Raw genomic sequence first — 22577 nt, 5'->3', positions numbered from 1 at the left:
TGCGATCAAAGTCGCTCGACATGCGCCGCGAGGGCGATAGGCTGCGTTGCAACAAGAGGGGGAGACCGGGTTTGATGCGTTATCTGTTGCCAGCCACCGCCATGCTGCTTGCCGGCACCGCGCCCGCCATCGCCGCCGAGCCGGATTATGCCGCTGCGGTGCGCGCCGATTACAAGGCCGAGCTGGCATCGACGTTCGACTGGTTCCACCGCAATCCCGAGCTGAGTTTCAAGGAAACCAAGACCGCCGCGCGCATGGCCGCCGAGCTTCGCAAGGTGTCGGGCGTCGAAGTGACCGAGGGTGTGGGCGGCACCGGCGTGGTCGGCGTGCTGAAAAACGGTGACGGCCCGGTGGTGATGATCCGCGCCGATATGGACGGCCTGCCGGTCGAGGAAAAGTCCGGGCTGCCCAATGCATCGAAGGTGCGCCAGGTCGGTATCGACGGGATCGAGGCGCCGGTCATGCACGCCTGCGGGCATGATACGCACATCACCTCGATGATCGCCACCGCAAAGCGGCTGGCGGCGATGAAGGACCGGTGGAAGGGCACCGTCATCTTTGTCGTCCAGCCCGCCGAGGAACGGGTGGGCGGGGCGCACGCCATGGTGAAGGACGGGCTTTATACCCGATTCCCCAAACCCGAATATGCACTGGCGCTGCATGTCTCGTCCGAACTGGGCGCGGGCAAGGTGACGGCGTCGGAGGGGATACAATATTCATCCTCCGACTCGGTCGACATCACCGTGCCGGGCATCGGCGCGCATGGGGCCAGCCCGCATATGGGCAAGGATCCGGTCTATATCGCGTCGCAGATCGTGATTGCGCTGCAAGGCCTTATCAGCCGGGAACAACAACCGCTGAAACCCGGTGTCATCACCGTCGGGTCGTTCCATGCCGGGCTGAAGCACAACATCATATCGGACGAGGCGAAGTTGCAGGTCACGGTGCGCGCCAATGACGAGGAGGAACGCGCGCGCCTGATCGCGGGCATCCGCCGCGTGGCCAAGGGCGTGGGCGAGCTGAACGGGATGCCCGCCGACAAGATGCCTGTCGTGAACGTGATCGAGGGCACGCCGACGACGATCAACGACGCCGCGCTGGCCCGCCGGCTGAACGCGACGATGGTGACCGCACTGGGCGCGGAAAATGTCGTGCCGTTCGAACAGAAGGGCATGGGGGCGGAGGATTTCGCTTATTTCATCCAGCCCGATACCGGCGTGAAAGGCTATTATTTCGCGGTCGGCGGCACGCCGCAGTCGGTGATCGATGCCGCCCGGCGCGGCGGGCCGCCGGTGCCGTCGCACCATTCGCCATTGTTCAAGATCGCGCCCGAACCCGCGATCGTCACCGGCACCATTGCGATGACCGCCGCCGTGCTAGACCTGGCCGGACCCGGCGGCGCGGGGAGCGCGGGGCAATGATGCGCGTGCTGGTGCCGTGCCTTGCCCTCACCGTGGCGGCTTGCGGCGGTGAGAGCACGCGCGACAGCGCTGCCGCGACCGGCGAGGTGGAGATGCGTAACGCCAGCGTGGTGGACGTGGCCGAACAGGCGCGCGCCGCATCCGCAGCGACCCGGTTCCAGCCCGGCCAGTGGCGCAGCACGGTCGAGGTCGTCGATGTGCAGGTCCCCGGTATGCCGGAAGGCATGGCCGAGCAGATGCGCCAGCAGATGATGTCGCGATCGAGCGTCACCAGTTGCATGACCGAGGAACAGTCCGCCAATCCCAGTGAAAGCCTGTTCGGCGGGCAGCGCGGACAGTGCCGCTTCGACCGTTTCAGCATGAAAGCCGGTCGCGTCGACGCGGTGATGACGTGCGCCGGTGACGGGCGCGCGATCGAGGCCGCGCGCATCACCATGACGGGCACGTTCGACGCGACGCATTTCGAAACCGAAAGCGCGATCGAATCGACCGGCGGCGAACGTGGGCGGATGTCGATGCGATCCCGCGTGAAGGGCGAACGGATCGGCGACTGCGCCTGAGGTCAGGGCAGGGTGGTGACGGCGGGCGTCTGCGCGCATGCGGTCAGCCGCGCCTGATCCAGCGGGCGCGGCCTTACCCCGGCCAGCGGCGGCACCGACCATGGCGCTCCGGGCGCGCGGGGCTGGAATCGTGTCCGGTCCTGCCCGGCGCACGCCATCAGCGCATCCAGCATCCGGGGCGGCGTTTCGCGCCCCTCCGCCGACAGTTTGAACGTGCCCCAGTGGACGGGCAGCGCCATCGGCTGACCCATCCGGTCCCATACGCGCATCGCGTCGGGCGGGCCGATATGGCTGCCGGTGCCCATCTGGCCGGGGGTGAAGCGGAACGCGCCGATCGGGATCAGCGCCAGTCGGATCGGTCCCAGCGCCGCTGCCTCGCGCGGCCATTCGCCGTCGCCAAAGCCGGTATCGCCCGCGAAGAACAGATTGCCGCCCGGCAGCGTCACCACGAACGCCGACCACAGCGCACGGTTGCGATCGGCAAACCAGCGGCTGCCCCAGTGATGGTTCCGCACCACATGCACCGCGACGCCCGGCGCAACGCTCACCGCCCGGCCCCAGTCAACGGCGGTGGCAGGCACGCCTGCCGCTGAAATCACGCTGTCATTGCCCAGGCTGGTGACGATGCGGGGGCGATCACGCGCCCACAACTGCTTGAGCGTCGACAGGTCCAGATGGTCGTAATGATTATGGCTGATGACGATCAGGTCGATGGTCGGCAGATCGTCGAGCGCAATGCCCGGTTCGGTCACGCGGGCGGGGCCAAGGCCGAACGGCCCGGCGCGCGGCGACCAGATCGGATCGGTCAGGATGTTCAGCCCGCCCGCCTGCACCAGCACGGTTGCATGGCCGACCCAGGTGACGCGCATGTCGCCGCCCGACACGCGCGCCGGTGGGTGATCGGGGGTCACCGGAACCCGGCCGGGCCACGGCACTTCGCCCTCCCCCGTCAGTCGCCGCCAGAAAAAGCCCGCCCGGCTGCCGCCGCCCGGCGGCGCGGCGGAGTCGTCGCCATCGGGATTGAAGAAGCGGTCGCCGTCGAAATGATCGGTCGCCGGGCCGCGGTAATAAATGCGGTCGAGGAAGGGCGGGACGAGCACGCTGGCCAGACAGGCGATGATCGCCAGCCACAATACGCCCCCGGCCACCCATTTCAACGATCGACGCATTATCACCCTTTTACCACCATCGCCGTTTACCGCTTTGCGCGGGGGAAGGTTCCCCGATCAAATCCTTTGTGACGCGTCGCCATCGCCCCTATCTGGCACGCAAAGCCCGCACTGGATTGAAGGAGCGCCGCCTTGGCCGATTATGATTATGACCTGTTCGTCATCGGCGCCGGATCGGGCGGCACGCGCGCCGCGCGCGTCGCGGCGGCTTATGGCGCGCGGGTGGCGGTGGCGGAGGAATACCGGGTCGGCGGCACTTGCGTCATTCGCGGCTGCGTGCCCAAGAAGCTGTTGATCTACGGCGCGCATTTCGCCGAGGATCTGCGCGACGCGCGCCAGTTCGGCTGGGACGTGCCCGCCGAATGCGCATTCGACTGGACCACGCTGCGCGACAATGTGCTGGGCGAGGTCGACCGGCTGAACAAGGCCTATACCACCACCATCGAATCGAGCGGCGCGGAGATCGTCCACGAACGCGCCACCGTCGCCGGTCCGCATGAAGTGAAACTGGCCAGCGGCCGCACCGTCACCGCCGAACGCATCCTGATCGCCACCGGCGCGACGCCGCACGTCCCGTCCTGCCCCGGCCACGAACATGGCATCACCTCGAACGAGGTGTTTCATCTGGACAGTCTGCCCCGGCGCATCCTGATCGCGGGCGCCGGCTATATCGCCAACGAGTTTGCCGGCATTTTCCATCAGTTCGGCTCGCACGTCACGCTCATCAATCGCACCGACGTGATCCTGCGCGGCTATGACGAGCAGGTGCGCGACCGGCTGCTCCAGATTTCGACCATGAAGGGCATCGAGTTCCGCTTCCATGCCGAGTTCCGCGGCATCGAGAAGCAGGATGACGGCAGCCTGAAGGTCGAGATGACCGGCCATGATCCGATCGAAGTCGATTGCGTCCTGTTTGCCACCGGCCGCGTGCCCAACAGCGGCGGCCTGGGGCTGGAAAATGCGGGCGTCGAATGGGACGATAAGGGCGCGATCACGGTCGATGCCGATAATCGTTCAAGCTGCGACAGCATCTTTGCGGTCGGCGACGTGACCAACCGCGTGCAACTGACCCCCGTCGCCATTCGCGAGGGGCAGGCGTTTGCCGACACCTTTTACGGCAACAAGCCGACACAGGTCGATTATGACTGTATCCCGTCCGCCGTGTTCAGCCACCCGCCGATCGCGGGCGTTGGCATGACAGAGGGGGAGGCGCGGCAGAAACATGGTTCGGTCAAGGTCTATCAGTCCGATTTCCGTCCGATGAAAAACGTGCTGGCGGGGCGCAACGAACGCGCGCTCTACAAGCTGATCTGCGATGCCGACACCGATCGCATCCTGGGCATCCATATGATCGGCCCTGACGTGCCCGAAATCCTTCAGGTCGCGGCGGTCGCGGTCAAGGCCGGGCTGACCAAGGCGGCGTTCGACGCGACGGTGGCGCTGCACCCGTCGATGGCCGAGGAACTGGTGCTGTTGAAGTGAGCGCGCTAACGCTTCACGCATGATCGAATCCAACGAAACGACCCGCTGCGGCCTGATCGCCGTGGTGGGGGCGCCCAATGCGGGCAAGTCGACGCTCGTCAACGCCCTGGTGGGTCAGAAAGTCGCGATCGTCAGCCCCAAGGCGCAGACGACGCGCGTGCGGTTGATGGGCATCGCCATCCACGACCGCACGCAGTTGCTGCTGGTCGACACGCCGGGTCTGTTCGACCCGAAACGGCGGCTGGACCGCGCGATGGTATCGGCGGCGTGGGAAGGGGCCGAGGGCGCCGACGCGATCGCGCTGGTGGTCGATGCCAAGGGCGGCCTGCCCGAAAAGGTGCTGGAGATCGTGGACCGGCTGGCGGCGCGGCGCGAACCGAAGATCCTGATCCTGAACAAGGTCGACATCGCCGACAAACCGCGCCTGCTGAACCACGCCCAGCGGCTGAACGAGCGGCTGGCGTTCGACGAGATTTTCTTCGTGTCGGCCACAACGGGCGACGGGGTCGAGCAACTGAAAACCGCGCTGGCCGCGCGCGTGCCGGAGGGGCCGTGGCATTTCCCCGAGGATCAGGTGTCCGACGCGACCGACCGGATGCTGGCGGCCGAGGTCACGCGCGAGCAGATCTACCTGCAACTCCATGCCGAATTGCCCTATGCCAGCGCGGTCGACACCGAACGCTATCTGGAGCGCGACGACGGATCGGTCGAGATTCACCAGCAGATCCTGGTCGAACGCGAAACGCAGCGTGCGATCGTGCTGGGCAAGGGCGGCGCGCGCATCAAGGAAATCGGCGCGCGCGCCCGCGCCGAATTGTCGCGCATCATGGGCGTGCGCGTGCACCTGTATCTGCATGTGAAGGTCAAGCCCGGCTGGGACGAGGATCGCGGCCTTTACCGCGACATCGGACTGGACTGGGTGGAGTAGGGCGCAAGCAGCGCATCCACCCAGGCCGGCACGAGCGTCGCCGCCCGCCCCATGCGGCTTTCGCCGAACAGGAAACTGCCGGCGGAGGGTTCCAGATTGATCTCCAGCGTCGTCGTGCCCCAATGCGCGGCGGTCTGGACGAACCCGGCTGCGGGATAGACCGCGCCCGACGTGCCGATCGACACGAACAGGTCGCAGGCGGACAGCGCGGCCTCGATCCGGTCCATGTGATAGGGCATCTCGCCAAAGAACACGATGTCGGGCCGCATCGCCGCCGCGCCGCAATCAGGGCAGGCGGTGGCGGGCGGCAGACCGTCCGCCCAGGGCCGCCGCGCGCCACAGGCCGCGCACAGCGCCGATTTCAACTCGCCATGCATGTGCAGCAGCCGCATTGCGCCGGCGCGTTCGTGCAGGTCGTCGACATTCTGCGTGACGATCAGCAATTCACCCGGCCATTCGGCGTCCAGCCGCGCCAGCGCCCGATGCGCGGCATTCGGCTCCACGCCGGCCAGCGCCGCGCGGCGCAGGTCATAGAAACGGTGCACCAGCGCCGCATCGCGCGCCAGCGCTTCCGGCGTGCAGACATCCTCGACCCGGTGCCCCTCCCACAGGCCGCCGGGACCCCGAAAGGTGGCGATGCCGCTCTCGGCCGAAACGCCCGCGCCGGTCAGGACGACGATGTTGCGCGGATCCCTCATGCCGGATCGTCGGTCACTTCGTCGGGCAATGCCCAGATCAGGTCATTCGGCATCAGCACGCGGCCGTCATGGCTGGTGACGCGCACGAGCGCGACCGGCCGCCCGTCGCGTGCATCGACCAGCATCGGCGTCGCGCGACCTGCGGTTTCCCACCGCTCCCCCCATTGGCGCAGCGCCACCAGCGTCGGCAGCAGATCGCGGCCCTTGTCGGTCAGGCGATATTCCACCTTGCGACGGTCGGCGTCGCATGGCCGACGGTGCAGGATGCCGTTTTCAACCAGCCGCCCCAGCCGGTTGGTCAGGATGTTGCGGGCGATGCCAAGCTCCGACTGATATTGTTCGAAATGGCGCAGTCCGTTGAAGCTGGCGCGCAGGATCAGGAACGACCAGCGTTCGCCCATCGCCTCCAGCGCGGTCGGCAGGCTGCATTGTTCGGCCAACTGGCGCAGCGGTTCGCGAAGTCGCATCGAGCATAACCTAGTCGGTCGTTGCATTCGTGTCACGCAGCCGACGCGGCGCGCGCGATACGCACATATCCGCCGTTGCAAAAGCGCACTGGTTGCCCCCAAGTTGAAGATGTGCTGCGTCAATATGAACTTGTCGATCGGGTCCTTGCCTATGACCCCCAGGCCGATGAGGCCCTGCTCAACCGCGCCTATGTGTTTTCCATGCACGCGCATGGCAGTCAGAAACGGGCCAATGGCGACCCGTATTTCAGCCACCCGATCGAGGTGGCGGGCATCCTGACCGACCTGCATCTGGATGACGAAACGATCGCGACCGCGATCCTGCACGACACCATCGAGGACACGGTCGCCACGCCGGAGGAGATTCAGTCGCGCTTTGGCGCGTCGGTCGCGCGGCTGGTCGACGGCGTGACCAAATTGTCCAAGATCGAGGCGCAGAGCGAGAACGAGCGCGCGGCGGAAAACCTTCGCAAGTTCCTGCTCGCCATGTCCGACGATATCCGCGTGCTGTTGGTCAAGCTGGCCGACCGGCTGCACAACATGCGGACGCTGACCTTCATCCCGAAGCCCGAAAAGCGCCGTCGCATCGCGCGCGAAACGATGGATATCTATGCCCCGCTGGCCGAGCGGATCGGCATGTACGAGTTCATGAAGGAGATGCAGACGCTCGCCTTTCGCGAGCTGGAGCCGGAGGCGTATGAATCGATCACGCGGCGGCTGGCGGCGATGCAGGCGGGCGACGGCGACCGCATCGACAAGATCGGCGCGGGGCTGAAACAATTGCTGGGACGCGCCGGGATCGACACAGAGGTGTCGGGTCGAGAGAAACACCCCTATTCGATCTGGAAGAAGATGTCGGAGCGGCATGTCAGTCTGGAACAGCTGTCCGACATCATGGCGTTCCGCGCGATCGTGTCGACCGAGGAGGAATGCTACCGCGCGCTGGGCGTCATCCACCGCAAATGGCCGATGGTGCCGGGGCGGTTCAAGGATTACATCTCGACGCCCAAGCGCAACGGTTACCGCTCGCTGCACACCAGCGTTTTCCATGCCGGCGACAACCGCATCGAAATCCAGATCCGCACCGAGGCCATGCACGCCCAGGCCGAACACGGCCTCGCCGCGCACTGGGCCTATAAGCAAAAGGAAGTGCGCCCCGACACGCAGATCCGCTGGATGCAGGATCTGGTCGAAATCCTCGACAATGCCGCCAGCCCTGAGGAACTGCTCGAACATACGCGCATGGCGATGTATCAGGACCGCATCTTCGCCTTTACCCCGCGTGGCGAGCTGGTGCAGTTGCCCAAGGGCGCGACGCCGATCGACTTTGCCTATGACGTGCACACCGACCTCGGCAATCAGGCGGTGGGGGCCAAGATCAACGGCCGCGTCGTGCCGCTGCGAACCGAAATCCAGAATGGCGATCAGGTTCAGATCCTGCGGTCAAAGGCGCAGACGCCGCAACCCAACTGGCTGAACTTCGCGATCACCGGCAAGGCGCGCGCCGCCATCCGCCGCCATTCCCGGCAGAAGGAGCGCGACGAGGGCGTGGCGCTGGGCCGCAAACTGTATGAGGATATCCTGGCGCGCCTGCCCGTCGCGCTGAGCGAGGATGCGCTGACCGACGCGTTACGGCGCCTGCATTTGTCTGACGAGGCGGCATTGATGGTCGCCATCGCGCAACAGCAACTGACCGACGCACAGGTGATGGATGCGCTGATGCCCGGTTCGGCGGAGGATGCCGACACCGACATGCCGCCCCAGCGTCAGGCGATCTCGATCAAGGGGCTGACGCCGGGCGTGGCATTCGACCTGGCCGAATGTTGCCGTCCGATTCCCGGCGACCGCATCGTCGGCGTGCGGCGACCGGGCGTGCCGATCCAGGTGCATGGCATCACCTGTTCGATGCTGGGCGAAACCGAGGATGCCGACTGGGTCGACCTGGCATGGGGCGACAAGGCCGAGGGCGGCACCGCGCGCGTCGCCGTGACGCTGAAGAACGAACCCGGCGCGCTGGGCGCGATCGCGACGATCATCGGCGCGCACAAGGCAAACATTCTCGGCCTGCGCCTCGACAATCGCGACACGACGTTCCACACCAACACCATCGATCTGGAAGTGCGCGATGCCGCGCATCTGATGAAATTGCTGGCGTCGCTGCGCGCGGCGGATGTGGTAAGCGCGGCGGATCGGGGCTGATCGCTCATTGACATCAATGTCAGCAAGGCGCACCTTGCTGCAATGCACCAGCACGCCGTCACCATTGCCCCGGCCGACATCGACCATATGGGTCATGTCAACAACGCGGTCTATCTGAACTGGGTTCAGGAAGCGGTGGTCGCTTATTGGGAAGCGGTTGCCCCGGCCGAAGCGGTGGCGCGGCACCTTTGGGTCGCGTTGAAGCACGAGATCACCTATCGCCGCCCCGCGTTCATCGACGATGCGGTCGTCGCGACCGTCGTCGCCGAACGTGTCGAGGGTGCGCGCGCGATGTTCACGACGCTGATCCAGCGTGGCGAGGAAGTGCTGGCGGAAGTCAAGTCGAGCTGGTGTGCGCTCGACACCGATACCCGGCGCCCGGTGCGCGTCGCAAAGGACGTGGTGCGCCGCTTTATCGGCTGATCGCCCGGGGCATCAGGCCTTTTCGAGCGTGCATTGCAGCGGGTGCTGGTTCTGGCGGGCGAACTCGATCACCTGCGCCACCTTGGTCTCCGCCACTTCATAACTGAACACGCCGCACACGCCGACTCCGCGCTGGTGGACGTGCAGCATGACGCGCGTGGCTTCTTCCATGTTCATGCGGAAAAAGCGCTGGAGCACCAGCACGACGAATTCCATCGGGGTGTAATCGTCGTTGAGCAGCAGAACGCGGTAAGGCGTGGGTTGCTTGGTCTTTTCCCGCGTGCGCGTGGCGACACCGATCGACGTGCCCTTGCCGTCGCCGTCTTCGCGATCATCATCTTCATTCATGCGAATTGGGGAGATGCCAGTCATCACGCGTTGCAAAATAGGGGATGCACCCGCCCCCCGGCAAGGGGCGAAGGGCGTTAAGGGCACATGAAAAGGGCGGCCGCATCATGCGACCGCCCCAATCGGTATCGGTTTGGACCTGGATCGCGATCAGGCGACGGTCTTCACCTTGTCGGCGGCGACGGCCATGCGGTTCGACAGCGGCTGCATCGCATCGCTGCTGAGCTTCAGCATCTGCTCGGTCGCCTTCGACGCTTCGGCGACATAGGCGTCGAACGCAGTCCGGACATAATCGCTCTGCAGCTTGAACAGCTCGGTCGGCGACTTGACCGACGCCATGTTCTTCATCGCGGCGGTCGCGTGCTCGAACGACTTGCGGCTGTATTCAGCAGCGTCCTGACCCATCGATTCGACGCCCTTGGCGGCGATGCGGCTCGATTCGACCATCGCTTCCATGTTGCCCTTGGCGAGATCGTTCATTTCCTCGGCCATCTTGGCGCTCTTCTCCATCGCGGCCTTGGCGCGCTCGTTCATGTCGGCGAACATGAACTGGGCCTTCTGGGTGGTCGCGTCGGCAGCGGTCTTCATGTCGGTCATCGGTTGGGTTTCCTTGTCAGCGGGCGTTGCGTTGATGTCCGCCGCGGCCATTACGGCCTGGGCGGTTCCGGTCATCCCTTCGACGGCAGCCTCGACATTGGTCTCGGCGGCTTCGGCGACAGCGGTGATGACGGGCGCGGCGACATTCTCGGCGGTCGCCTTGGCAGCTTCGACGGCCTTTGCGGGCGCTTCGGCGGCGGTTGAGACAATTTCGGCCGGCGTCGGCGCGGCTGGTTCGGCAAGCGGGGGCCTGGGCGCGCGTGCCGTCACGGGTTCGGCCGCGAGGGGCGGTTTCACTGCTTCCTCAGCCGTGTTGATCGGTGCCTTGCCACGCGCAGTCGTCTTGCGCGGGGGGGTGGGCCGGGGACCCTTGGTTGCCATCGCACGCCTCCCAATTTTTGGTGCAACGCGGCAGCTACCCTAAATCCGGCTTGATCTCAAGCAATTTGTGCAATGCAACAAAAGCGAAATGCTGCAGGGATTGTGAACGATATCAACGCGTTCGCACATAAAGCCCTGGCGCGTCCTCGATCGCTTTCAAACGGCCCTTGCCAGGCATCCGGGCGCCCCTGGCCGGAACCGCCTCGGCATCGATTTCGGTCAGCCAGCGGCGCCAGTCGGGCCACCAGCTTCCCTTGGTTTCGGTCGCGCCGGCGATGAAGTCGGCCAGCGAGGGCGCGGTGCCCTCATGCGTCCAATATTGATATTTGCCCGCCGCGGGCGGATTGACCACGCCCGCGATATGCCCCGAACCGGCCAGCACGAAGCGCAGCGGTCCGGCGAAATGGTCGGTGATCTTCCACACGCTTTCGGCGGGCGCGATATGATCCTCGCGCCCGGCCTGGACATAGGCCGGCGTCTTCACGCAGCGCAGGTCGATGGGCGTGCCCGCCACGCGGATCGCGCCGGGGGTCGCCAGCTTGTTGTCGCGATACAGGTCGGCCAGATAGCTCTGGTGCCAGCGCGACGGCAGGTTGGTGACGTCGCTGTTCCAGTGCAGCAGGTCGAAGGGCGCATAATCGGCGCCCATCAGGTAATTATTGGCGACATAGTTCCAGATCAGGTCGCGACCGCGCAACAGGTTGAACGTCGCGGCCATATATCGCCCATCGAGGAATCCATCGGGCGACAGCGACTGGATCAGCGCCATCTGATCGTCATCGACGAACAGGTTCAGGTCGCCCGCACGGGTGAAATCGACCTGTGCGGTGAAGAAGGTGGCCGACGCGACCTTGTCCGCCTGACCGCGCGCGGTCAGCAGCGCCAGCGTCGCCGCCAGCGTCGTGCCCGCCACGCAATAGCCGATGGCATGGACCGCGGGCACGTCCAGCAATTCGCGCACCGTGTCGATGGCGTCGATCTGTCCGCGCTCGACATAATCGTCCCACACCACGTCCTTCATCGACGCGTCGGCCGATTTCCACGACACGACGAACACGCTCAGCCCCTGATCGACGGCCCAGCGGACAAAGCTTTTTTCGGGTGTCAGGTCGAGGATGTAGAAACGGTTGATCCACGGCGGAAAAATCACCAGCGGAATGCGCCCGACCTGCTTGGTCGTTGGCGCGTAATGAATCAGTTCATACAGCGGGGTGCGCTTGACCACCTTGCCCGGCGTGATCGCGATGTTGCGGCCCAGTTCGAACGCGCCGGGTGCGGCCTGCGTCATCTGTCCCTTGGACAGGTCGGCCAGCATGTTCTGCAGGCCCTTGAGCAAACTCTCGCCTTTAGTCTCGATCGCCTTTTCCAGCACCAGCGGGTTGGTCGCGGGAAAATTGGTGGGACTCATCGCGTCGATGAACCCGCGCGTGGCGAAGCGGATCTGCTCCTTTTGCCGGGGGTCCACGCCCTCGATCGCGTCGACGCCCTTCACCAGATGATCGGCAATCAGGAAATAGCTCTGGCGGATGAAGTCGAATACCGGGTCCTCGCGCCATTGCGGCGCCTTGAACCGGCGGTCGCCCGCCTGTTCGGGCGGTTCGGTCGCGGGTTCGGCGCGCGCGGGGTCGAGAAAGCGTTGCCACAGCTTCATCGTGTCGGCCCAGAAACCGGCGGTCGCGCGGATCGCGGGCGTCGGATCGAACGGCGCGGGCAGGGCGGCGGAACCCGGCTTGCCGCCGGCGGCCTGCATCATGTCCAGCCCATGTTCCATCATCATCTGCTGCATCCGGCCCATCACCCAGGTCCAGTGTTGCAGATCCTCCAGCCGCGGGGTCGCCGCTTCGCCTATTTTCTGATCGGCCATGGCTGTCCTCTCCCTCTGGCAGTCGGCACCGGCCCCCCGTATAGCGGGCTTGCCGCAGCGGCGAAATCGCCCGTGGCGCCAGGAGTGAGGGAAATGTCCGACGAATTCTACCGCATCAAGCGCCTGCCCCCCTATGTCATCGCCGAAGTGAACGCGATGCGGGCCGCGGCGCGCGCGGGCGGAGAGGACATTATCGACCTGGGCATGGGCAATCCCGACCTGCCGCCGCCGGCGCACGTCATCGACAAGCTGTGCGAAGTGGCGCGAAAGCCATCGGCGCACGGCTATTCACAGTCCAAGGGGATTCCCGGCCTTCGCCGCGCGCAGGCCGATTACTACGGCCGCCGTTTCGGTGTCGACGTGGACCCTGAAACCGAAGTCGTGGTGACGATGGGGTCCAAGGAAGGGCTGGCCAGCCTGGCGACGGCGATCACTGCGCCCGGCGATGTGGTGCTGGCGCCCAACCCGTCATATCCGATACACACCTTTGGCTTCATCATCGCGGGCGCGACGATCCGCAGCGTGCCGACGACGCCGGACGAGGATTATTTCCGCAGCCTGGACCGCGCGATGGCGTTCACGGTGCCGCGGCCCAGCATCCTGGTCGTCAATTACCCCTCCAACCCCACGGCGGAAACGGTCGATCTGGCGTTCTACGAACGGCTGGTGGCATGGGCCAAGGAGAACAGCGTCTGGGTGCTGTCCGACCTTGCCTATTCCGAGCTGTATTTCGACGGCAACCCGACGCGCTCGATCCTGGAAGTGCCCGGTGCCAAGGACGTGGCGATCGAGTTCACCTCGCTGTCGAAAACCTATTCGATGGCGGGTTGGCGCATGGGCTTCGCGGTCGGCAACAAAAAGCTGATCGCGGCGATGACGCGGGTGAAATCCTATCTCGATTACGGCGCGTTCACGCCGATTCAGGCGGCGGCGTGCGCCGCGCTGAACGGGCCGCAGGATATCGTGGAAAAGAACCGCCAGCTTTATCACAAACGCCGGGACGTGATGGTCGAGGCGTTCGGCCGCGCGGGGTGGGAAATCCCGCCGCCCAGGGCGTCGATGTTCGCATGGGCGCCGTTGCCCCCGGCGCTGCGCCATCTGGGCAGCCTCGAATTCTCGAAACAGCTCCTCACCCATGCCAAGGTCGCGGTCGCGCCAGGCGTCGGTTATGGCGAGGACGGTGAGGGTTATGTCCGCATCGCGATGGTCGAAAATGAGCAGCGGCTGCGACAGGCGGCGCGCAACGTGAAGCGATATCTGCAATCCATGGGCGTCAATACCGGCGACCGGCAGGTCGGCTGACACTCCCGACATTCCGAACGAAGATGAGGTGCGCGTGAACCGGATCGGCATTTATGGCAGCCTGGGCCGCATGGGCCAGGCGATCGTCGCGGCGATGCCCGCGGCGGGTGCGGTTCACGCCGGCGGCGTCGATGCGGGGGAAGACCCCGCGACGCTGGCGCGCGATTGCGACGTGCTGGTCGATTTCTCCGCCCCCGCGGCGTTGGAGGCGCACCTGAACGCGGCGATGGCGGCCGGCACACCGATCGTCATCGGCACCACCGGCCTGTCGCCGCGTCACCATGAACTGATCGACGCTGCGGCGGAGCGGATCGCGGTGCTGCAAACCGGCAATACATCGGTCGGGGTCGGGCTGGTCATGGCGCTGATCCGCGACGCCGCGCGGCGGCTGGGTTCCGACTGGGACATCGAGATTGTCGAGATGCATCACCGCGACAAGGTGGATGCGCCGTCGGGCACCGCGTTGATGCTGGGCGAAGCAGCGGCAGCGGGGCGCGAGACGACGGTTGCGGAGACCGGCGTGCAGGGCCGCGCCGGGCTGGTCGGCGCACGCGCGCGCGGCACGATCGGCTTTTCCAGCCTGCGCGGCGGCACGGTGGTCGGCGATCACAATGTCGTGTTCGCCGGCAATGGCGAGCGGATCGAGATCGGCCATTATGCACAGGACCGCTCGATCTTTGCCGTCGGCGCGGTGCGCGCGGCGCTGTGGCTGGCGGGCCGGGGTCCGGGGCGTTACCGGATGGACCAGGTGCTCGGCCTTTGAAGAAGGCGGACGTTTTCGAATTTTTCCGGCGGCTGGCGGAGGCCAATCCCAGCCCGGAGACCGAACTCGAATCGGTCAACGACTATACGCTGCTGGTTGCGGTCGTGCTGTCGGCGCAGGCGACCGACGCCGGTGTCAATCGCGCCACGCGCGCTTTGTTCGCCGAAGTCGACACCCCAGAGAAGATGGTGGCGCTGGGGGAGGATGGGCTGAAGGCGCACATCAAGACGATCGGTCTGTTCAACAGCAAGGCAAAGAACGTCATCGCGCTCAGCCAGGCGCTGATCGACAAGCATGACGGTCAGGTGCCAGGCAGCCGGGAAGCGCTGGAGGCGCTGCCGGGGGTGGGACGCAAGACCGCCAATGTCGTGATGAACGTGGCCTTCGGTGCGGAGACGTTCGCCGTCGACACGCATCTGTTCCGGCTGGGCAACCGCACCGGCCTCGCCCCCGGCAAGACGCCGCTTGCGGTCGAGATGAAGCTGGAAAGGGCGGTGCCGCAGCCCTTTCGCCTGCACGCGCATCACTGGCTGATCCTGCACGGCCGTTATGTCTGCAAGGCACGCACGCCCGAATGCTGGCGCTGCGTCGTCGCGGACCTTTGCCGATACAAGCCCAAGACGCCCGCGCCCACACGCGCCAGGGTCGCCTGACTCCCAAAAGGGTCGCCATGCGTATATGCGGGCGCGAAACAGGGACAAGAGGTCGCAATGTTCATGTCGCTTATCGCCAGCCTGTCGCTGGCCGCAGCACCCGCGCCGGTTCAGCGCGCGCCCGACTGGTCGGGCGTGTGGCGCAATGCCGCCAACAGCGTGCACATCCGTGCCAGCCGATGCGGGCAGGCGATGTGCGGCACCGTCATCTGGGCCAATGACAAGGCCCGCGCCGATGCCGCCGCGGGTGGGACCGAGGAACTGGTGGGCACGCGCATCTTCGACGGCTTCACGGCGGAGGATGGTGAATGGGTCGGCGAGGTCTATGTCCCCGATCTGGCGCGCAGCTTTTCGGGCAGCATCTGGCTGGAGGACCGCAACACGTTGGTCGGGCAGGGGTGCCTGTTCGGCAATTTCGGGTGCCGCGAACAGGTGTGGACCCGCGTCGCTGAACGTCCTGCCGCCCCCCGCCGCCCGCGCCGCTGATGGCCGCGACACCCGCCTGGCCGCCCGATTCGACGCCGCGCCTGTTTGTCGAGGCGCCGCTTTCGGCCGGGCTGATCCTGCCGCTGGACGGCGGGCAGGCGCATTATCTGGCGGGTGTCATGCGGATGAAGTCCGGCGATCCGGTGCTGTTGTTTGATGATCGAACCGGCGAATGGCTGGCCGAAGCGCGTGAGGTTCGCAAACGCGACCTGGTGCTGGAAGTCATGGCCCGGATGCGCGCGCGCGAGCCGGCGCCAGACCTGTGGCTGTGCGCGGCGCCGATCAAGAAGGGCCGCGTCGACTGGGTCGCGGAAAAGGCGTGCGAACTGGGGGTCGACCGGCTGGTTCCGGTGCTGACGCGCCGCACGATCGTCGAACGGCTGAACCTCGACCGGCTGCGTGCACACATGGTCGAGGCGGCCGAGCAATGCGGGCGCACCGCGCTGCCCTCGCTGGCCGATCCGGTGAAGCTGCCGGCATTGCTGGCTGACTGGCCGCAGGGGCGTGCGCTGTTCTTTGCCGATGAAACGGGTGGGGTTCCGGCGGCGGCGGCCATGGCGGCGCGACCTGGTCCCGCGGCGATCCTGATCGGCCCCGAAGGCGGCTTTGCGCCCGACGAACGCGCCGCGATCCGCGCCTGTCCGCCCGCAGTGGGCATCGCGCTGGGGCCGCGAATCCTGCGCGCCGAAACGGCGGCGGCGGCAGCGGTGTCGGTGTGGATGGCGGCGGCGGGAGACTGGGCGGTGCGCTGAACCGTCGGCCCCTTTGACCGGGGAGCCGCAAGGAGGGGCCTGCCGCTTCCCGGTCGGGTGGGTCGCTGGCGGCGCAGGGCGCGCCGGCGACCGACCGACCTTTAGACGAGCACGGGCTGCGGGCGCTCCACCGTATCGAGCCGGGTCTGCGCGTCGATCATCATCAACGGCTTGAGGATGCCGTCACGCAGGTCATAGACCCAGCCGTGCAACATGAGTTCGTGGCCCGCGGCAAAGGTCGACTGGATCAAATCCATGCGCGCCAGCCGCACCAGTTGATCGCGGACGTTCAGTTCGACCATGCGGTTCAGGCGTTGCCCCTCGGGCAGGGCGTCGACTTCCTCGCGATGTTCGACATAGACGTCGTGGACACCGGATACCCATTCGCCGATCGCGCCGCGCCCTTCCTGCTTCCAGCCCTGCTGAACGCCGCCGCAGCCATAATGGCCGCACAGGATGATGTGGCGGACCTTGGTGCGCTCGATCGCGGTCTGGAGCACCGCCATGAAATTGCGGTCCTCCTCATAAACCAGATTGGCGACGTTGCGGTGGATCGACATGACCCCCGGCGGCGAATTGGTGATCTGATCGGGCGCGACGCGGCTGTCGGAACAGCCGATCCAGAGGAAATTGGGCTTCTGCTCCTCCGCCTGGCGGGCGAAGTAGTCGGGCCGCTCGTCGCGAAGCTGTTCGGCCCAGGCCTTGTTGGCGAGCAGCAGCAATTTGTGATCGTTCATATATGGACCAGCTCCCGGCGCGGCGCATTGACCAGCGTTACGCTCTTTTCAGCAATGTCGCCCCGCACCGATACGGTGATGTCCCGGAACGGTGCGCCGCGGATGAAGGCGTTGATTATGTCGATATTGTCGAGATCGACATAGGATGTGGCCGACAGGTCGACCAGCAGATCGGCGCCGTCGGGCACGCCGTTCAGCGCCTTTTGCAGCTCCAGCTTGTGGATGAAATACAGGTTGCGGCGCGCGCGGACCATGCAGCTCTTGCCGTCGGGATCGCACACCAACGTCACCGCCGAGCGGAAGTTGCGGGCGATGACGAACACGAATCCGATGACCAGACCGATCGCGATACCGATCAGCAGGTCGGTGAACAGGATGGCGACGATCGTGGCGATGAACGGCACGAACTGGGTATAGCCCTGTTTCCAGCGCTGGATGAACAAAGCGGGCTTGGCAAGTTTGTAACCCGTCTGGATCAGCACCGCCGCCAGCGCCGACAGCGGGATCAGGTTGAGGATCGCGGGGACCAACAGCACGCTGAGCAACAGCCAGCTGCCGTGCAGGATGGTCGACAGCTTGCTCGACGCATTCGCGCCGACATTCGCCGAGGACCGGACGATGACCGATGTGACCGGCAGGCCGCCGATCAGGCCCGACACGATGTTGCCGCCGCCCTGTGCGAACAATTCACGATTCTTGTCGGTGACGCGCCGCTGGGGATCGAGTTCGTCGATCGCGGTAACGCTGAGCAGCGATTCGAGGCTGGCGACGATCGCGAGTGTGATCGCCACGGTCCAGACGGTCGCGTTGCCGAACTGCCCGAAATCGGGCAGCGCGAACAGGGCGAGAAAGCCCGACAGCCCTTCGGCCACCGGCACTTCGACCAGGTGACGCGACTGGAGCTGGACGCCCGGCGCGATCACGCCGAACAGCGCGTTGATGCCGACCGCTGCAACCACGACGACCAGCGGGCCGGGCATCAGCTTGAGCGGGCCGTCCTTGGGCTTGTTGGCGTCCCACCAGAACAGGAAAGCGATCGACAGGGTCGAAATGATGACCGCGCCCAGCGTCAACTGGTTCGCCAGCGAATACCACAGCGCCGAGAGCGTGTTCATCCCGTCGCCCTGGGCAAAAGCGAAATCGCCCTCCGGATCGCCGTCATAGCCGACGGCGTGCGGGACCTGTTTCAGGATCAGGATCAGGCCGATCGCGGTCAACATGCCGGTGATGACCGAGCTTGGCACGAATTCGGCCAGCACGCCCGACCGGGTGAGCGAGAACAGCATCTGGATGACGCCGGCCAGCACCACCGCCAGCGTGAACGCCTGAAAGCTGGGCAGCGACTGGATTGCGTCAAAGACGATGACGGTCAGGCCCGCCGCCGGGCCGCTGACCGACAGCGGTGAGCGCGACAGCAGCCCGACGACAAGGCCGCCGACGATGCCGGCAATCAGGCCCGAGAAAAGCGGAGCGCCCGACGCCAGTGCGATGCCAAGGCATAGCGGCAGTGCGACCAGCGCGACGACGATCGAAGCGGGGAAGTCCTGCTTCAGCCCGTCAAGTGGCGGCAGCACCCCCCATCCGGCGGATTTCGATTGGCCAACGGCGCTCATGCGCGGCGAGCTTCTGGGTTCGAAACGCGTCCGGTGACGTCGTTCATTTCGGCGATCCTCCGCTTTGCGCCTGCGGCGGGCGCAATTTTTGCAAAGCCTACCCTAGCGCACGGCACGTTTCCGGACGGGAACCGGGTGTAACAAATTATTGCTGTGCGGCGGATCAGCCGGGCAGGGTCAATGTGGCGCGCAAACCGCCACTTTCACGATTGGCGAGCCGTAGATGGCCGCCCTCATCCGCGATTGCGCGCGCGACGATCGACAGGCCCAGGCCGAAGCCGGCCGTGTCGCGACCGCGCGCGGTATCCAGCCGCACGAACGGTTCCAGCACCAGCGTCAGCGATTCCTCCGGGATGCCCGGCCCGTCATCCTCGACATGCAGATGCACGGCGCCGTCGACCTGCTCCAGCCGGACGGTCACCGACTGACCATAATGCACGCCATTGTCGACCAGATTGACCACCGCGCGCCGGAACGACGATGCGCGCACCAGCCGTTCAAGATGCGACGGCCCCTGATAGGCGACCGACAGCCCATGGTCGCTGGCATCGTCGGCCACGCTGGCGCACAGCACCGCAAGGTCGACCCTGCGCGGCAGTTCCGGTTCCGCCTCCCCGCCCAGGAAAGCGAGCAGCGAGTTCACCATTGCCTCCATCCCCTCGATATCGGCGGCAACTTCGTCGCGCAGCGCGGGTTCGACGATGGCATCGGTCCTGAGCCTGAGCCGGGCGAGCGGCGTCCGCAGATCATGGCCGACCGCCGCCAGCGCGCGCGTGCGTTCATCGATCAGGCGGCGGATGCGTGCCTGCATCGCGTTGAACGCGGCGATCAGGCGGCGGATTTCGGCGGGTCCCTCCTCGTCCAGCGACGGCAGCGCGGTGCCGGGCCTGTAACCCTCCACCGCATCGGTCAGCACCCGAATCGGCTGGAGCGTCCGCCGGATCAGCAGCCCGCCCAGCAGCATGACCGCCAGCACCGGGATCAGCGCGGCGACGATCCGCTCGATCGGAAAGCCTGCCGACTTCACCGGATCGCGCGTGCGGAAATACACCCAGCTGGCGTCCGGCAACTGCATGACCCCGGTAATCACCGTTTTCGGCCCCACTGACAGCAGCGCGAGGCGCAGCCGCTTGTGCTGAAGCCCAGGTTCCCATGCCAGCACCTGTTGCCGAATCTGGTCGGGCGCGGGGCCGTTGGCGGGCAGTGGCGGCTGTTCCCCGCTCCAGCGCACGACATAGCGATCAGTGGTCAACTCATCAGCCATTTCAGCCCGGCGGGCGGGCGTGCTTTCCCCAACCAGCCGCCGGACGATCACCAGATGCTCGGCCAGGCGACGGGCTTCGTCGTCGCGCACCGAGAACTCGCTGGCGCGCTCATACAGCAGCGTGCTGGCCACGAATTCCAGCGCCAGCGCGAACAACAGGATTGCGACCAGCCGCCCGATCAGGCCCAGCGCCGGCCACAGCGGCAGGCGGATCATTCGCGATCCACCGGCGCGCTCAGCATATAGCCGACGCCGCGCACCGTCACGATCGGCGCGGGCCGTTCATCGGTCGACAGCTTGCGACGCAACCGGCTGACCAGCACGTCGATCGACCGGTCCGATGCATCGCCGATGCGTGTGCGCGACAATTCGATCAGCCGTTCGCGCGCAATCACGCGCTGGGCATGATCGATCAGCACCGCCAGCAGATCGAACTCGGCGCCGGTCAATTCGACCACGGCATCGGTCGGAGAGCGCAATTCGCGCCGGGGCAGGTCGACGGTCCAGCCCTCGAACCGGGCGACGCCCTTTGACCGCTGTTCGGTCTGTCCCTTGGTCTCCCAGCGGCGCAGCACGGCGCGGACGCGGGCGATCAGCTCGCGCGTGCCGAACGGTTTGGGCAGGTAATCGTCGGCGCCCAGCTCAAGACCGATCACCCGGTCGACCTCGCTGCCCTTGGCGCTGATGAAGATGACGGGCACGTCACTTTGCTGGCGGATGCGGCGACACAGGTCGATGCCGCTGGCGCCCGGCAGCATGATGTCGAGCAGGACCAGATCGACCCCGCCCCCGTCGAACGCCTGCCAGAATTCCGGCGGATTGGCGCAGGCGCGCACCTGATAGCCATTTTCCTGTAGCGCGCGCGCGGTCAGCACGCGCAGGGCAGGATCGTCTTCGACAAGCAGGATCATGACGCGCGATGTAATCTGCGCGCTGCGATCAGTCGAGACGGCGCGCCAGTTCCTTGTTCAGGCCCAGCGCCACCAGCGTGGCAATCGCCCCCGACAACAGATAGCCGCCCGCCGCGACCAATCCGAAATAATGGGTCAGCAGCAGCGCCGCGAGCGGGGCGAAGCCCGCGCCGAACAGCCAGGCCAGATCGCTGGTCAGCGCCGCGCCGGTATAGCGCGCGCGCTTGGGAAAATTGCTGGTGACGGCGCCCGATGACTGGCCGAAGGACAGGCCCAGCAGGATGAAGCCGGAAATCATGAATGCCGCTTCCCCCAGCGCACCACCTTGCAGCAATTGTGGGGCAAAGCCGGAGAAGACGGCGATCGCGGCCGCGGTATAGGCCAGCACCGAACGGCGGCCGATCCGGTCGGCCAGCCAGCCCGACAGCACGATCGAGCCAAGCCCGAACGCCGCGCCCAGCATCTCGATCAGCATGAAACCGGTCAGGCTCTCGCCGGTATAGACCGACACCCAGGACAGCGGGAACACCGTGACCATGTGGAACAGCGCGAAGCTGGCCAGCGGCGCAAAGGCGCCGATGACGATGTTGCGCCACTGCGCCTTGATCGTCGGCGTGACGCGCGACGGCGTCAGTTCCCGGCTGTTGAACAGTTCGGCATATTCGGCGGTCACGACCATGCGAAGCCGGGCGAACAGTGCCACGACGTTCAGCGCGAACGCGACGAAGAACGGATAGCGCCAGCCCCAGCCATAGAAATCCTGCTCGCCCAGCGTCCCCAGCAGGAACGCGAACAGGCCGCTGGCCACGATCAGGCCCAGCGGCGCGCCCAGTTGCGGCACCATCGCGAACCAGCCGCGCTTGCCCTCAGGCGCGTTGAGCGCGAGCAGCGAGGCAAGACCGTCCCACGCGCCGCCCAGCGCCAGCCCCTGACCGATGCGAAGCAGGCCCAGGATGACTGCCGCCCAGATCCCGATCGTCTCATATCCCGGCAGGAAACCGACCGACACGGTGGAGGTGCCGAGCAGGAACAAGGCGATGGTCAGCTTGGTCCCGCGACCATGGCGACGGTCGATCGCCATGAAGATTTGGGTGCCGATCGGCCGTGCCAGAAAGGCGAGCGGAAACAGCGCGAACGACCAGAGCGTCGCGGACACCTTGTCCATGAAGGGGAAAATCAGCGTCGGGAACACGATGACGCTGGCGATCGCATAGACGAAGAAGTCGAAGAACTCCGACGTGCGCCCGATAATCACGCCGATCGCGATTTCGCCGGGGGAGACACGCTCGTCGGCGTGCATCGCGCGGGCGTCGCGTTCGAGCGAGGATGAATTGGCGATGGCTTCGGCCATGGCGATCAGTCTTCTCCGGGGCGGGGCGTCGCGTCAAGCAAACCCGCAAGGGCACATATTGGCTGCATACGCGCCCCGCGCGAAAACCGGGATAGGACAAATTGTCCTATTTCACGCCGCCGTCCACGGGTCTAGCTCCAGCTCATGTCTCGATCCGCGCGCACCCGACTCGCGAACCTCTCGCTCCGCCGCCCGTTGTGGCTGGCGG

At 66.0% G+C, this 22577-nt stretch carries 22 protein-coding genes; 11 read left to right on the top strand and 11 right to left on the bottom strand.

Annotated elements, in window-relative coordinates; translation table 11 throughout:
* Window positions 1-74 precede the first annotated feature (74 nt).
* Together VL973_RS11840 and VL973_RS11835 are read left to right on the top strand one after the other, a co-directional pair.
* Complete coding sequence (locus VL973_RS11840) at window positions 75-1421, top strand: amidohydrolase (RefSeq protein WP_325284226.1); 1347 nt, start codon at window positions 75-77, stop codon at window positions 1419-1421.
* Window positions 1418-1981 (top strand): DUF3617 domain-containing protein, encoded by a 564-nt coding sequence (locus VL973_RS11835; protein WP_325284225.1) that lies wholly within the window; start codon window positions 1418-1420, stop codon window positions 1979-1981. Before VL973_RS11840 ends, VL973_RS11835 begins: the two co-directional genes overlap by 4 nt.
* A gap of 2 nt (window positions 1982-1983) precedes the next feature.
* Here VL973_RS11835 and VL973_RS11830 read toward each other — a convergent pair whose 3' ends face one another.
* Window positions 1984-3150, bottom strand: coding sequence for an MBL fold metallo-hydrolase (locus VL973_RS11830; RefSeq protein WP_325284224.1), 1167 nt, complete (start codon window positions 3148-3150; stop codon window positions 1984-1986).
* 132 nt (window positions 3151-3282) lie between these two features.
* Between VL973_RS11830 and gor the strand changes: the two genes are divergently transcribed.
* Both gor and era read left to right on the top strand, forming a co-directional pair.
* Window positions 3283-4632, top strand: coding sequence for a glutathione-disulfide reductase (gene gor, locus VL973_RS11825; RefSeq protein WP_325284223.1), 1350 nt, complete (start codon window positions 3283-3285; stop codon window positions 4630-4632).
* A gap of 19 nt (window positions 4633-4651) precedes the next feature.
* Window positions 4652-5560: a GTPase Era gene (era, locus tag VL973_RS11820; RefSeq protein ID WP_325284222.1), complete on the top strand. Its 909-nt coding sequence runs from the start codon at window positions 4652-4654 to the stop codon at window positions 5558-5560.
* Here the strand turns inward: era and VL973_RS11815 are convergent.
* Both VL973_RS11815 and VL973_RS11810 read right to left on the bottom strand, forming a co-directional pair.
* Entirely contained in the window at window positions 5527-6258 is a 732-nt protein-coding gene (locus VL973_RS11815) for an NAD-dependent deacylase (RefSeq protein WP_325284221.1), read from the bottom strand. The two genes, era and VL973_RS11815, sit on opposite strands and share 34 nt — an antisense overlap.
* Complete coding sequence (locus tag VL973_RS11810) at window positions 6255-6725, bottom strand: winged helix-turn-helix transcriptional regulator (protein ID WP_325284220.1); 471 nt, start codon at window positions 6723-6725, stop codon at window positions 6255-6257. Before VL973_RS11810 ends, VL973_RS11815 begins: the two co-directional genes overlap by 4 nt.
* 111 nt (window positions 6726-6836) lie before the next feature.
* On the opposite strand from VL973_RS11810, the gene VL973_RS11805 reads away from it, so the two are divergent.
* Window positions 6837-8924, top strand: a complete 2088-nt coding sequence (locus tag VL973_RS11805) for a RelA/SpoT family protein (protein ID WP_325284219.1) — start codon at window positions 6837-6839, stop codon at window positions 8922-8924.
* A gap of 42 nt (window positions 8925-8966) precedes the next feature.
* Window positions 8967-9347, top strand: coding sequence for an acyl-CoA thioesterase (locus VL973_RS11800; protein WP_325284218.1), 381 nt, complete (start codon window positions 8967-8969; stop codon window positions 9345-9347).
* A gap of 12 nt (window positions 9348-9359) precedes the next feature.
* Here the strand turns inward: VL973_RS11800 and clpS are convergent, their stop codons facing one another.
* The 3 genes from clpS to VL973_RS11785 form a co-directional block, all read right to left on the bottom strand.
* A complete protein-coding gene (gene clpS, locus VL973_RS11795; RefSeq protein ID WP_325284234.1) occupies window positions 9360-9695 on the bottom strand; it encodes an ATP-dependent Clp protease adapter ClpS in 336 nt (111 codons plus the stop codon).
* A gap of 150 nt (window positions 9696-9845) precedes the next feature.
* A complete protein-coding gene (locus VL973_RS11790; RefSeq protein WP_325284217.1) occupies window positions 9846-10673 on the bottom strand; it encodes a phasin family protein in 828 nt (275 codons plus the stop codon).
* A gap of 112 nt (window positions 10674-10785) precedes the next feature.
* Window positions 10786-12537: a PHA/PHB synthase family protein gene (locus VL973_RS11785; protein ID WP_325284216.1), complete on the bottom strand. Its 1752-nt coding sequence runs from the start codon at window positions 12535-12537 to the stop codon at window positions 10786-10788.
* Window positions 12538-12630: 93 nt separating this feature from the next.
* Between VL973_RS11785 and VL973_RS11780 the strand changes: the two genes are divergently transcribed.
* From VL973_RS11780 to VL973_RS11760, 5 genes are read left to right on the top strand one after another with little or no spacing between them, the layout of a single operon-like run.
* Complete coding sequence (locus VL973_RS11780; RefSeq protein ID WP_325284215.1) at window positions 12631-13839, top strand: LL-diaminopimelate aminotransferase; 1209 nt, start codon at window positions 12631-12633, stop codon at window positions 13837-13839.
* Window positions 13840-13873: 34 nt separating this feature from the next.
* On the top strand, window positions 13874-14602 hold the full coding sequence (dapB, locus tag VL973_RS11775; protein ID WP_325284233.1) for a 4-hydroxy-tetrahydrodipicolinate reductase: 729 nt from the start codon (window positions 13874-13876) through the stop codon (window positions 14600-14602).
* Window positions 14599-15255, top strand: coding sequence for an endonuclease III (gene nth, locus VL973_RS11770; protein ID WP_325284214.1), 657 nt, complete (start codon window positions 14599-14601; stop codon window positions 15253-15255). Before dapB ends, nth begins: the two co-directional genes overlap by 4 nt.
* A 57-nt stretch (window positions 15256-15312) precedes the next feature.
* Complete coding sequence (locus VL973_RS11765) at window positions 15313-15741, top strand: DUF2147 domain-containing protein (RefSeq protein ID WP_325284213.1); 429 nt, start codon at window positions 15313-15315, stop codon at window positions 15739-15741.
* Window positions 15741-16493, top strand: coding sequence for a 16S rRNA (uracil(1498)-N(3))-methyltransferase (locus VL973_RS11760; protein WP_325284212.1), 753 nt, complete (start codon window positions 15741-15743; stop codon window positions 16491-16493). Before VL973_RS11765 ends, VL973_RS11760 begins: the two co-directional genes overlap by 1 nt.
* Before the next feature lie 101 nt (window positions 16494-16594).
* On the opposite strand, the gene VL973_RS11755 is transcribed toward VL973_RS11760, so the two are convergent.
* The 5 genes from VL973_RS11755 to VL973_RS11735 form a co-directional block, all read right to left on the bottom strand.
* Window positions 16595-17230, bottom strand: a complete 636-nt coding sequence (locus VL973_RS11755) for a carbonic anhydrase (RefSeq protein WP_325284211.1) — start codon at window positions 17228-17230, stop codon at window positions 16595-16597.
* Window positions 17227-18843, bottom strand: a complete 1617-nt coding sequence (locus VL973_RS11750; protein ID WP_325284210.1) for a SulP family inorganic anion transporter — start codon at window positions 18841-18843, stop codon at window positions 17227-17229. Before VL973_RS11750 ends, VL973_RS11755 begins: the two co-directional genes overlap by 4 nt.
* 163 nt (window positions 18844-19006) lie before the next feature.
* Window positions 19007-20323, bottom strand: coding sequence for an ATP-binding protein (locus tag VL973_RS11745; RefSeq protein ID WP_325284209.1), 1317 nt, complete (start codon window positions 20321-20323; stop codon window positions 19007-19009).
* Window positions 20320-21018 (bottom strand): response regulator transcription factor, encoded by a 699-nt coding sequence (locus VL973_RS11740; RefSeq protein ID WP_325284208.1) that lies wholly within the window; start codon window positions 21016-21018, stop codon window positions 20320-20322. The genes VL973_RS11745 and VL973_RS11740 overlap by 4 nt, the downstream gene beginning before the upstream one ends.
* 28 nt (window positions 21019-21046) lie before the next feature.
* Entirely contained in the window at window positions 21047-22369 is a 1323-nt protein-coding gene (locus VL973_RS11735; protein ID WP_325284207.1) for an MFS transporter, read from the bottom strand.
* Window positions 22370-22577 lie beyond the last annotated feature (208 nt).

Source organism: Sphingomonas sp. (genome assembly GCF_035490575.1).
In the GTDB taxonomy this organism is placed as follows: domain Bacteria; phylum Pseudomonadota; class Alphaproteobacteria; order Sphingomonadales; family Sphingomonadaceae; genus Sphingomonas.
The sequence above is the reverse complement of the archived record's forward strand: the minus strand, read 5'-3'. Positions and strand labels throughout refer to the sequence as shown.